Consider the following 12464-nt stretch of genomic DNA (forward strand, 5'->3'; position numbering starts at 1 on the left):
GCCACCACCCCTGTGGATAACCACGCCTGCGGACCTGCGGATCTGCGGGGCTGTGGGCGTGCGGACTGCGGGGTAGGACAGCGCGGCAGACCGGGCCCGCCGTACACCCCGGTCCAGGGCCCGACGGCCCGCGCCGCCCTCGCCGCCGGGCAGATGCCGCTCATCCGCGTCGCCCGGTCACCGATCACGGGTCACGGGTCACCGATCACCCGGGATAGACCGGCGCCGTCCCCTCCTTCGCCACGGTCTTCCAGTTCGCGTCGGTAGGCAGCCGCACGATGCCCTCCGTGGCATCGGCGATCAACGGCCTGGCGTCGTCCTCCGAGGCCGCCACCGCGATGACGCCGTTGACTCCGGGCAGGGTCTGCGCGTTGGACGCCGAGCCGTCGGTCTCCATGAACTGCATCTGCTGGACTCCGCCGGACTCCCGCCCGACGACCACCAGCCGGCTGCCGCCCGCCCAGGATGCCGCCACCACATCCTCCAACTGCGGTGCGATCGGACGCAGTTCCTGCACCGAAAGCTTCGGATGCGCCGAACTTCCGTCGCGCTCGACCCGTCCCAGCTGGAGTGTCGTACGGCCCTTGTCCTCCACCAGGACCGCGATCCGGATGCCGTCCGCGGCCACCTTGATCGCCTTGATCCGCCGGCCGCCGAGGCCGGGCACGGCCACCTTCTCGGGGGCGCTCTTACCCTCGCGCAGCCGCAGCAGCCGCGAACCGTGTGTGTCGCGGTCCGCGATCCACAGATCGCCCAGACCGTCCCAGCTCGGCGCCGTCAGCCCCATATCGGGGTTCTTGGCCGAACCCGTACTGGTCAGCAGCGGATCGCCGCGCTCGACGCCGTCCTCCATGGCGGCCGCATACAGGGACCGGCCGTCGCTCGACACTCCGGCCGCGGTGTCCTCGCCGCGCGAGATGGCCACCGAGCGCAGCGGGGTCTTGCCCGTTCCGAACGGCCCGCGCACCGGCGTCGGTTCGGTCGCGGAGTCCGACATGCCGACGACCTTGTGGTCGGCGTCGATGAAGTACTCCTGGCCGGAGCGCCCTGCGCCCGGGGACGGCGCGAAGTCGCGCTCGGCCTGCTCCTGGGACAGCGCACACAGCGAGTTGCCGCTGTTGTCCTGGAGCTCCACCTCGCTGACCTTCGAAGCCCGCGTCATGTCCTGGACGGTGAAGAAGAGCTGAGCCGCCATCTGCTTGCACTGGGTGGTGTCCGTGTTCACCGCGTCCTTGCTGAGCTTGACCCGCAGCGCGTTGGAGTCGTCCAGCGCCAGATCATGCGCGGCAAGCCGGGTGCCGGACGGGAAGGCCGAGGTCGTCACCTGGTTCAGCCAGTCGGTGGGACCGGACAGCAGCGCCTCCACACTGGCCGTGATCGGCTTTATCCGCTGCCGCAGATAGACCGGGTCCGCGACGAGCACGTTCCGGCTCGCCTTCGGCTCCCCCGACTCGGAGTTGTAGGACGCGAAGTAGTACTTGTTGACGGAGCGGTAGATGCGCTGGAAGTCGGAGAGCCCCAGCACCAGCCCGTTGGGCAGCCGGTCGATACGCCACTGTCCGCCCTCCTTGATGAGGTGGATCGTCTGGCGGTACGGCCTCTCCTCAGGGGTGTAGGCGTGACTGTCGTCCACCGCCGCCACCTGGCTGCCGGACAGGGCGACCGTGTAGCCGTTCGAGTCCTCCCGGTTGGGCAGCGCCTTCGGCTCGGGCTTCGGACGCTCCTGGAGCACATTGGTGACCTGGAACGGCCGCCAGGTCCGCTTCGCCGACTTGGCCAGATACTGGGTGGCCGTACGGAAATCCGCCTCGTCGCTGGTCGTGGCGTCGAGGAAGCTGCGCACGATATTGGTCGGCTGCGCACCGTCCTGCGGGGGGACTCCGTAGACCCGCACCTGCGACTCGCCTTCGGAGCGTGGCGACTGGTCGACCGACGTGACGTCCCCGCTGTCGGGCATCGACGCGCACCCGGCCAGCAGCGCCGCCGCACAGCCGAGCAGCAGGAACTTCCGCGCCGACCCGGCTCCCCGGCGGGCGCGCGTACGGGACCCGGTCCCGTCCCCGCGTCCGCCTCCGCGCTCAGTGTCCACGCAGCCCGCCCTCCCGATCCACGTTCCGTTCGGCTTCCTGCTCGGCCCCGCCCTCACGGACCGGCTCGTCGATGCGCGCGCTCTCGCCACGCGCCGCCTCTTCGCTCCGTACGCCCCCGCCGTGCGGCACCACACGGGCACCGTTGCCGGGCAGTGCCGTCGGATCGACCGCCGGCCAGGACACCTTCGGCTCCGGGGCAGGGGCTGCCGCGTCGCCTGCCTGTGCGGCACGCGTCTGCACGGGGATCGTGGACGCCTTACGCCCCGCCCCGGCACGCGGCCGCCCCGTCTCGTCCAGTCCGCGGTTGCGCCGCGAGTCCTCCGGCTCCAGGGGGATCGGGGACCCGCGCAGCGTCTCGCCGGCCGTACGGGGCAGCGTCAGCCGGAACTGCGAGCCGCCGCCCGGCTCGCCCCAGGCCTGCAGCCAGCCGCCGTGCAGCCTGGCGTCCTCGACGGCGATGGACAGGCCCAGCCCCGTACCGCCGGTCGTACGGGCCCGGGCCGGGTCCGCACGCCAGAAACGGTTGAAGACGCGGGCGGCCTCGCCGGGCTTGAGGCCGACACCGTAGTCACGCACCGCGACGGCCACCGCACCGCCGCTCCGGCTGCCCGCGGAGGCCAGCCGCACCACCACGTCGCGGCCCTCGCCGTGCTCGACGGCGTTGACGACGAGATTGCGCAGTATGCGCTCCACCCGGCGGGTGTCGGCCTCGGCGATGACGGGCTGCTCGGCGCCGCGCACCACTATCCGGGTGCCCTTGCGCTCGGCGAGCGGTTCGGCACCCTCGATGACACGGTGCACCACATCGCGCAGATCGATCGGCTCGGCCTCCAGCGCGGCCGCTCCGGCGTCGAACCGGCTGATCTCCAGCAGCTCCGCGAGCAGGGATTCAAAGCGGTCGAGCTGGCCGCGCAGCAGCTCGGCGGAGCGCGCGGTGGCGGGGTCGAACTCGTCCCGCACCTCATGGATGACATCGGCCGCCATCCGTACGGTCGTCAACGGCGTACGCAGCTCGTGCGAGACGTCGGAGACGAAGCGGCGCTGCATCCGGGACAGCTCCTCCAGCTGCTGGATTTTGACCTGGAGGTTCTGCGCCATCTTGTTGAAGGACTCGCCCAGACGGGCGATGTCGTCCTCGCCGGTGACCTTCATCCGCTCCTGGAGGAGGCCGGCGGCCAGCCGCTCGGAGATCCCCGCGGCCATCCGTACGGGCGTGACGACCTGCCGCACCACCAGCCAGGCGATCGCGCCGAGCAGGATCACGACGAACACTCCGGCCGTCGCCAGCGTCCCCGTCACCAGCTTGAGCGACTCCTCCTCCTGACTGAACGGGAAGAGGTAGTAGAGCTGGTACTGGTTGCTGTTCACATCGTTGAGCCGCTTGCCGATGATCAGCGCCGGCACGCCGTCGTCCGACCCGATGCGCTTGATCTCGGTGTACTGGCGGAACGTCCCGGACTTGGTCTCCAGCTTCCGCCGCAGGTCGGGGGGCACGCTCCGCTCGGGATCGACATCGCCGGAGGCGCGCGGACCGCGGGTACCGGGGCTGGAGTCACCGAACGGTTCGTCGGAGTCAGAGCTGAGCGCCACGACGGAGAAGACGCCCTGCCCGCCGCTGGCGAGCTGTTCGACCAGGCCGGTCAGCCAGGTCGCGGAGTCCTGGGTGCCGCGGTTGCCGGTATGTGCGGTGTCATCGGGCCGGGTGTCATCGGCGCCGTCGGCCATCTTCTGGGCCACGCTGAAGCCGCCCACGGCCTGACTCTGCGCGGCCTGCGCCTTGGCCGTGAGCAGGCCGTTACGGACCTGACCGACGACCACGACACCGAGCAGCAGCACCACGGCCAGCGACATCAGCAGCGTGGTCGCCACCACGCGCAGCTGGATGTTGCGCCGCCACAGCCGCAGGGCGGGCAGCAGCGGCCGCCGCACCCAACGGCTGAAGAGCCGGAGCAGAGGGTGGACCGGACCGCTCACCGCGCCGTCGGGCAGCAGCTGCCCGCCGCGCAGCAACCAGGCGGACACCTTCCCCGAAAAGGACATATCGCCCACCGGGTCGACGGTGCGCCCCCGCTTTCCCTCCGGGGCCGAACCGTCCCGGCTCATCTCAGCTGGGCCCGGCCTTGTAGCCGACCCCGCGCACGGTCACCACGATCTCCGGCCGCTCCGGGTCCTTCTCGACCTTGGAGCGCAGCCGCTGCACGTGGACGTTGACCAGCCGGGTGTCGGCGGCGTGCCGATAGCCCCAGACCTGCTCGAGCAGCACCTCACGCGTGAACACCTGCCACGGCTTGCGCGCCAGCGCCACCAGCAGATCGAACTCCAGCGGGGTCAGTGCGATCGACTGCCCGTCGCGCTTCACCGAGTGGCCCGCCACATCGATAACCAGGTCACCGATCGCCAGCTGCTCCGGCGTCGGCTCCTCCGAACGCCGCAGCCGCGCCCGGATACGAGCCACCAGCTCCTTGGGCTTGAACGGCTTGACGATGTAGTCGTCCGCGCCCGATTCGAGCCCGACCACCACATCCACCGTGTCGCTCTTGGCGGTCAGCATGACGATCGGCACGCCGGACTCGGCGCGGATCAGCCGGCACACCTCGATACCGTCCCGCCCCGGCAGCATCAGGTCGAGCAGTACAAGATCAGGCTTGGTCTCGCGGAAGGCCGCAAGGGCCTTGTCACCGTCCGACACAAACGACGGTTCAAAACCTTCGCCGCGCAGCACGATGCCGAGCATCTCTGCCAGTGCGGTGTCGTCGTCGACGACAAGGACGCGTCCCTTCATTCGGCCATCATCCCATTACCTGATCGTGACTTACTCCATCGTGACGTGGAACACACCTCTGCCAGCCCGTTCCGGGTCACCGGGGACACCACTCCGGCCTCCGTGACGATCGCCGTCACCAGCTCCGCGGGAGTGACGTCGAAGGCCGGGTTGTAGGCCTGTGCGCCCACCGGCGCGACCGGTATGCCGACGCCCGCCTCCATCCCGGGCCCCTGCGCATACGGCAAAGAGAACTCCGTCACTTCCTGGCCCGGCCGCTGCTCCACCTCGATGTCCGACCCCTCCTTTGTCTCCAGATCCACCGTGCTGGTCGGGGCCACCACCACGAACGGAACGTGGTGGTACCGCGCCAGAACCGCCAGGGGATAGCTGCCGACCTTGTTGGCCACCGAACCGTCCGCCGCGATCCGGTCCGCCCCGATCAGCACCGCATCCACCTCACCCCCGGCGAACAGCGACCCTGCCGCACCGTCCGAGAGCACCGTGTACGCCATACCCGCCCGCGCCGCCTCGTAGGCGGTCAGCCGCGCCCCCTGCAACAGCGGCCGCGTCTCGTCCACCCACAGCCGGCGCAGCTCACCGGCACGGTGCGCCGCCAGCGCCACCGCCAGGGCGGTGCCCTCGCCCCCGGACACCAGCGCGCCCGAATTGCAGTGCGTGAGAATCCGGTGGCCGCCGCCCGGCAGCAGCTCGCCCAGCAGCGCCAGCCCGTGTTCCGCCATCCGGGCGCTGGCCTCGATGTCCTCGGCATGCACCGCCCGCGCCTCGGCCAGCGCCGCTGCCGCCTGGGCATCGGGCCCGTCGGCCGCCGCGGCACGGTACGCGGCAGCCGCCCGCCGCACGCCGTAGCCCAGATTGACCGCGGTCGGCCGGGCCTGCGCCAGCGCCTCCACCGCCTCGTCCACGTCAAAGCCCCGTGCCGCGGCCAGCGCGACGCCATAGGCGCCGGCGATACCCAGCAGCGGCGCCCCGCGCACGGCCAGCGTCCGGATCGCCTGAACCAGCGCCGGGACGTCCGTGCAGACCAGCTCGACCTCCTCGACCGGCAGCCGGGTCTGATCAAGGAGGACCAATACGGGCCCCTCGGGCGGCTCCTCCCAACGCAACGACGGAATGGCGAGCGTCCCGACGCCCGCCTCGGATACCTCGTACTGATCGCCCATTCGTTCAGTCTGCCGCCCCTCGCCCCTCGAGCAGAAGGTCCCCTCGCTCTCCAGGCACCGGTACACGACGCCGATGGCCATGACACGATGACTGCCACCGCGGACCCCGGACCCCGGCCGCCCCGGCGGACGGGCAGCAAGAAGGAGCGACGATGAACAACTCTCCGGGCTGGGCCTCGCCCGGATCCAGTCCCTCCGACGAGCCGGGCCGCGGCACTCAGGAGCAGCCCCCGCAGGAAGACCAGTCCGACTCCGGCAAGCAGTCGTCCCCTCCGAACTGGTCCAAGGAACAGCCACCCGCCGGCCAGTGGTCGGCTCCCACGGGTATCCCGAGCCAGAGCGGCCCTCACGGAAGCAGTGGCCGGAGCACGGCCGGCGACCGCGCCCGTGCCTCGTCGCCCGGCCCCGGCGGTCCCGGCTGGGGCGGTAACTCCGGCAACTGGGGCGGCCACCCCGGCAGTCAGCCCCCTTGGGGCGGCGCCTGGGCACCGGGGCCGCAGGCCGCCAAGCCCGGCGTCATTCCGCTGCGCCCGCTCGCCGTCGGCGAGATCCTCGACGGTGCGGTCGCCACCATGCGCGCCCACTGGCGCACGGTCCTCGGCATCTCCCTGATCGTCGCGGTCGTCGCACAGACCGCCATCACCGCGGTCACCGGCCTCTGGTTCCAGGGCTCCGGCCGCGAGCCTTCCCTGTCGGACGAGAACGTCCCGCCCCTGCGCGAGACCCTGCACGAGATGGGCAATTCGCTCGCCGCCAGCGGCATCACCTCGGTGATCGGACTGCTCGCCGCGATCGTCGTCACCGGGCTGCTGACCATGGTCGTGAGCCGCGCCGTCCTGGGCCGCTCGGTGACCGCCGGGGAAGCCTGGGGCGATGCGCGCACCCAGCTCCCGCGCCTGCTGGGCCTGCTTGTCCTGCTCCCCCTGCTCATCATGGCGATAGTCGCGGTCGGCGTGGCTCCCGGCCTCATCCTCACCACCACCGGCACGCTGGAAATGGGCCTGGTCCTCACCCTGATCGGCGGTCTGGCCGCCGGCGTCGTGAGCATCTGGCTGGGCGTCCGCTTCAGCCTCGCCTCCCCCGCCCTGATGCTGGAGAAGCAGGGCGTCATCGCCGCCATGCGCCGGTCCGCGAAGCTCGTACGGGGCTCCTGGTGGCGTGTGCTGGGCGTGCAGCTCCTCGCTTATCTCCTGGTTGGCATGGTCGAGTTCATCATCCAGATCCCGGCCACCATCATCGCCTTCCTCGTCGGCGGCGAGAACCTCATGGACTGGGCGAACGGCACCAGCAACACCACCGGCTGGTCGTTCCTGATCGTGCTGGGCATCGGCGCCGTCATCAGCTCCACCATCACCTTCCCGATCACCGCCGGCGTCACCGCGCTGCTGTACGTGGATCAGCGCATCCGCCGCGAGGCACTCGACCTCGAACTCGCCCGCGCCGCTGGCCTCCCCGGCTACGGCGCCGACGCTCCCGCCGCGCACCCGGCCACGCCCGCTCCCGAAGCCACGGACGCGGCCACCGACAACGCGCCAACAGCTGCTGCCCCTGCCTCCGCTGACGTCCCTGCGGACGGGGCGAAGGCGGACGACTCCACGCCGGACGGCCTCAACACCGACGGGTCCCCGGGAGAAAGCACCGACGCAGACACCCCCGAGGCGGGAACCACGGCCGGCGCCACGACCACGGACACCACCCCCTCCGACGGCCCCGGGCAACGCCCCGACGACGCCGCGCCGGGAAGCTGATGCGGTGACCAGAGGGGGGAACATGACCGCGCTCGGACGACTCATAGCGCGCTCCGACGACGACATACCGGTGAGGACTCCCCGCGTCCCCGCCCACGAGGCGGCCGAACGCGAGCTGTCCGACCCCCGGTACCACCAGCACGACCCCAACCCGATCCAGCAGGCACTTGATTGGCTCTGGGCACGCGTCGACGAACTCTTCCGCGCGGCCGCCGGCACCACACCGGGTGGCTGGATCGGGCTCCTCGCCATCGCCGCATTCGTGGTGCTGCTGATCGTCGCCCTCCGGCTGCGGCTCGGGGCGGTGCGCCGCACTCCGACCACGAGCGGCGCGCTCTTCGCCGATAGGCCCCGCACCGCCGCCGAACACCGTTCTGCAGCTGACCGGCACGCCGCCGAGGGCCACTGGAACCAGGCGGTCCAGGACCGCATGCGCGCCCTCGTCCTCGCCCTGGAAGAGCGCACCCTGCTCACTCCCGGCCCGGGCCGCACCGCTGACGAGGCCGCCACCGAAGCCGGCTGGGCATTTCCCGCGTACGCCGACCGGCTGCGCACCGTGGCCCGCACCTTCGATGACGTCACATACGGCGGCCGCCCCGGCACGGAAGCGGCGTACACCCTCCTGACCAGCCTCGACACCGACCTGCAGCATGCCAAGCCCGCCCTGGCCACCACCCCGACCGGGAGCCACGCATGACCACGGCCGCCCCGGACATCCCCGCGCCCCCTCCCACCGCTCGCGGTCTGTGGACCCGGTCCCGCGGTCCGCTGCTCGCGCTTCTTCTGCTCGTCGTCAGCGGTGTGATCCTCGGAGCCCTGCAGTCCGGCGAACAGCACGGCCGGCTCGACCCCCGCTCCCCGGACCGGACCGGGAGCCGGGCCCTCTCCCAACTCCTGACCTCCCACGGCGTCTCCACCCAGGTCGTGACCACCTCCGAGGAGGCCGCTGCCGCGGCCGGCCCCGACACCACCCTGCTCGTCACCGACCCGGACGTGCTGACAGAAGATCAGCTGACGGGCCTGCACACGGCGACCGCGCACACTCCCGGTCGCACCGTCCTGCTTGCCCCTGGTACGGCGCCCCTCGAATCCTTCGCCCCCGGCGTCCAGATGGAACCTCCGCTCCGCACCTCGGTACGCCGGCCCGGCTGTTCCCTGCCGGACGCCCGCCGCGCGGGCAGCGCCCTCCTCGGCGGCCTCCGCTACGCGACCGCGGACGACGGAGCCGATCGCTGTTACACCGGCGGCGGCCGGGCCACCCTGCTGCGCCTGCCGGCCCCCGGCACCGGCCGCGACACCGTGCTCCTGGGGTCCGCCGATCTCCTCTACAACCACCGCCTCGCCGAGCACGGCAACGCCTCGCTGGCTCTTCAACTCCTCGGCGCGCACAAGCATCTGGTCTGGTACCTCCCCTCCATGAGCGACCCGTCATCCGCTCAGGACAACCAGCGCGGCTTCCTCGACCTCGTCCCTTCCGGCTGGCGCTGGGCCCTGCTCCAACTCGCCTTCGCCGCCGTATTGGCGGCCCTGTGGCGCGCCCGCCGCCTCGGCCCCTTGGTTGCGGAAAGACTCCCCGTCACCGTCCCGGCCGCCGAGACCACCGAGGGCCACGCCCGTCTCTACGAGCAGGCCAACGCCCGCGACCGGGCCTCCGCAGTGCTGCGCTCCGCGACCCGCACGCGGCTCGCCCCCCTCATCGGAGTGTCCTCGGCGCACGCGCACACCGCCGACGTCCTCCTGCCCGCCATCCACGCCCACTTGACCGCCGCTCCCGGTGCCGAAGCGGACCTCCCTGCCCTGCTCTTCGGGCCGGCTCCCGCGGACGACAGAGCCTTGGTGCACCTGGCCGACCAACTCGATGCACTCGAATCCTCGATCGTTTCCCAAGAGAGGCACGCCCCCCGTGAGCACCCCGACCGCTGACAGCGCCCGAACCTCCCTTGAGGACCTGCGCACCGAGATAGCCAAGGCCGTCGTAGGCCAGGACCCCGCCGTCACCGGGCTGGTCGTCGCACTCCTCTGCCGCGGTCATGTGCTCCTCGAAGGCGCCCCCGGCGTCGCCAAGACCCTGCTCGTGCGCGCCCTGTCGACCGCTCTCGAACTCGACACCAAGCGTGTCCAGTTCACCCCTGATCTGATGCCGAGCGATGTCACCGGCTCACTGGTCTACGACGCCCGCAGCGCCGAGTTCTCCTTCCAGCCGGGCCCCGTCTTCACCAACCTCCTGCTCGCTGACGAGATCAACCGCACGCCTCCGAAGACCCAGGCGTCCCTGCTCGAAGCGATGGAAGAGCGGCAGGTGACCGTCGACGGCACACCCCGTCCTCTCCCCGAGCCGTTCCTGGTGGCTGCCACGCAGAACCCCGTGGAGTACGAGGGCACGTACCCCCTCCCCGAGGCTCAACTCGACCGCTTCCTGCTGAAGCTGACGGTGCCGCTGCCCGCCCGCCACGACGAGATAGACATCCTCACTCGCCACGCGGCCGGCTTCAGCCCTCGCGACCTCGGCGCCGCAGGACTGCGCCCCGTTGCCTCCACCGCCGACCTCGACGCTGCCCGAGCCGCGGTCGCCAAGACCACCGTCTCCTCCGAAGTCACCGGTTATATCGTCGATCTCTGCCGTGCCACCCGCGAATCCCCCTCGCTCTCTCTCGGCGTCTCCCCCCGAGGCGCCACCGCCCTGCTCTCCACGTCACGAGCCTGGGCCTGGCTCACCGGCCGCGACTATGTCACCCCTGACGACGTCAAGGCCCTTGCTCTTCCCACGCTCCGACATCGCATCCAGCTCCGCCCCGAAGCGGAGATGGAAGGAGTCACCGCAGACTCCGTGATCAACGCCGTACTCGCTCATCTCCCCGTCCCCCGCTGAGACGACACCGTGGCCCTCACCGGACGCACCGCCCTCATCTCCGCACTCGGAGCCCTCTTCGTCGGCTTCGCGCTGCCCGGCTGGCTCGGCATCCTCACTGTCCAACTCACCTTGCTGATAGCCATCTTGTGCGACCTCGCGCTCGCCGCGCCAGTGCGAAAGCTCCATATCACCCGAACCGGTGACACAACAGTTCGACTAACGGGCGAAGCCTCCTCGCACCTCACCGTCACCAACCCGAGCCGCCGCACCCTGCGCGCCCGGATCCGTGACGCCTGGCCCCCGAGCTCCTTCCGCCCCGGTTCGGACGTCCCCGCCTCCCGCCACTCCCTGCGCATCCCCGCCGGCGAACGCCGCCGCCTCACCACGAGGCTCCACCCCACCCGCCGCGGTGACCATCACGCGGTCCGCGTCACGATCCGCTCCTCCGGCCCGCTCGGCCTGGCAGCCCGGCAAGGGAGCCGGCACGTCCCCTGGACGCTGCGCGTCCTGCCGCCCTTCACCAGCCGCAAGCACCTCCCCGCCAAGCTCGCCCGGCTCCGCGAACTCGACGGCCGCACCAGCATCCTCACCCGCGGCGAAGGCACCGAGTTCGACAGCCTCCGCGACTACACCCCCGGCGATGACACTCGCTCCATCGACTGGCGCGCCACCGCCCGCCGGCAGAATCTCGCGGTACGCACCTGGCGCCCCGAGCGCGACCGGCGCATCCTGCTCGTCCTGGAGACCGGCCGTACCTCCGCCGGCCGCGTCGGCGACATTCCCCGCCTCGACGCTTCCATGGACGCCGCCCTGCTGCTCGGCGCCCTCGCCGCCCGCGCCGGCGACCGTGTGGACCTGCTCGCTTACGACCGCCGCATACGCGCCTCCGTACAAGGTCGCACGGCACGCGATCTCCTCCCGGCCTTGACCGACGCCCTGGCACCCCTCGAATCCGAACTGGTCGAGGCGGATGCCCGCGGCCTGGCCGCCACTATCCACCGCCGCACCCCGCGCCGGTCCCTCATCGTGCTCTTCACCGGCCTGGACTCAGCTCCCGTGGAGGAGGCTCTCCTCCCTGTCCTCCCCAGCCTCACCCGACGCAATGAACTCATTGTCGCGGCCGTGGCCGACCCCCGCATCGAGGAAATGGCCGCCGGCCGTCACACCCCCCAGGCCGTCTACGAAGCCGCCGCCGCGGAACAGACCCACGCCGCCCGCCGCCGCACCGCGGACCGCCTCCGCCACCACGGCATCACCGTCATCGACTCCACCCCGGCCCACCTGGCCCCCGACCTGGCCGACGCCTACCTCACCCTGAAGGCCACCGGCCGCCTGTAACCCTGCCTGCGCCCCATCCACCTCACGAATGGAACGGGTCAGGGCCAGACACACAGCACGGGATACGGCTACACAGCAGCACTACGGGACGGCGACGCTATCTCCGTTAGACCGCTGCCCTCACCTCAAACGGCATGCCACCGCGGGGGTGCTGAACCAACCCGATAAAAGAACGAGGCCGTCAGCCTCAGCTCCTTCAACCGCTCCCACTCCCCCGCCCGCACCCGCCTGACCACATACCCCATGCACCCAGGCATCCCAGCCACTCACCTGCAGAACCAACCCCAGCCAACGCAAAAATGCCCCGCCCCCGGAAACGAAACCCGGGAAACGAGGCACCCCACAAACGCAAAAAAGCTCCGGTCCCTGAACCACAAGGGTTCAGGGACCGGAGCTGAAAGATTGTTCGGCGGCGTCCTACTCTCCCACAGGGTCCCCCCTGCAGTACCATCGGCGCTGAAAGGCTTAGCTTCCGGGTTCGAAATGTAACCG

General features: G+C 71.1%; 9 protein-coding genes and 1 rRNA gene. 5 read left to right on the top strand and 5 right to left on the bottom strand.

From position 1 onward, the window contains the following. Positions 1-205 precede the first annotated feature (205 nt). From ACGFWI_RS20595 to mtnA, 4 genes are read right to left on the bottom strand one after another with little or no spacing between them, the layout of a single operon-like run. The gene (locus tag ACGFWI_RS20595) at positions 206-2089 is read right to left on the bottom strand and encodes an LpqB family beta-propeller domain-containing protein (RefSeq protein WP_393907401.1); all 1884 of its coding nucleotides are present in this window, start codon (positions 2087-2089) and stop codon (positions 206-208) included. Then, positions 2079-4193, bottom strand: a complete 2115-nt coding sequence (gene mtrB / locus ACGFWI_RS20600) for an MtrAB system histidine kinase MtrB (RefSeq protein ID WP_393907402.1) — start codon at positions 4191-4193, stop codon at positions 2079-2081. The genes ACGFWI_RS20595 and mtrB overlap by 11 nt, the downstream gene beginning before the upstream one ends. A gap of 1 nt (position 4194) precedes the next feature. Continuing rightward, on the bottom strand, positions 4195-4872 hold the full coding sequence (mtrA, locus tag ACGFWI_RS20605) for a two-component system response regulator MtrA (RefSeq protein WP_042155333.1): 678 nt from the start codon (positions 4870-4872) through the stop codon (positions 4195-4197). Beyond that, positions 4869-6035, bottom strand: a complete 1167-nt coding sequence (mtnA, locus tag ACGFWI_RS20610; RefSeq protein WP_393907403.1) for an S-methyl-5-thioribose-1-phosphate isomerase — start codon at positions 6033-6035, stop codon at positions 4869-4871. Before mtnA ends, mtrA begins: the two co-directional genes overlap by 4 nt. 152 nt (positions 6036-6187) lie before the next feature. Between mtnA and ACGFWI_RS20615 the strand changes: the two genes are divergently transcribed. Genes ACGFWI_RS20615 through ACGFWI_RS20635 form a run of 5 tightly spaced genes read left to right on the top strand, consistent with a single transcriptional unit; the run spans position 6188 to position 11972 of the window. Further along, positions 6188-7783, top strand: coding sequence for a hypothetical protein (locus tag ACGFWI_RS20615; RefSeq protein ID WP_393907404.1), 1596 nt, complete (start codon positions 6188-6190; stop codon positions 7781-7783). A gap of 22 nt (positions 7784-7805) precedes the next feature. Next, positions 7806-8480 carry a DUF4129 domain-containing protein gene (locus ACGFWI_RS20620; protein WP_393907405.1) on the top strand — a complete coding sequence of 225 codons (675 nt, stop codon included), beginning with the start codon at positions 7806-7808 and terminating at the stop codon, positions 8478-8480. Then, positions 8477-9706, top strand: coding sequence for a DUF4350 domain-containing protein (locus ACGFWI_RS20625; RefSeq protein WP_393907406.1), 1230 nt, complete (start codon positions 8477-8479; stop codon positions 9704-9706). The genes ACGFWI_RS20620 and ACGFWI_RS20625 overlap by 4 nt, the downstream gene beginning before the upstream one ends. Next, a complete protein-coding gene (locus ACGFWI_RS20630) occupies positions 9642-10652 on the top strand; it encodes an AAA family ATPase (RefSeq protein ID WP_393907407.1) in 1011 nt (336 codons plus the stop codon). The genes ACGFWI_RS20625 and ACGFWI_RS20630 overlap by 65 nt, the downstream gene beginning before the upstream one ends. Before the next feature lie 9 nt (positions 10653-10661). Next, a complete protein-coding gene (locus ACGFWI_RS20635; protein WP_393907408.1) occupies positions 10662-11972 on the top strand; it encodes a DUF58 domain-containing protein in 1311 nt (436 codons plus the stop codon). A gap of 404 nt (positions 11973-12376) precedes the next feature. Here the strand turns inward: ACGFWI_RS20635 and rrf are convergent. Next, positions 12377-12464, bottom strand: a 5S ribosomal RNA gene (gene rrf / locus ACGFWI_RS20640); the annotation flags it as partial.

This window comes from Streptomyces sp. NPDC048434, from assembly GCF_043200375.1.
Classification (GTDB): Bacteria; Actinomycetota; Actinomycetes; order Streptomycetales; family Streptomycetaceae; genus Streptomyces.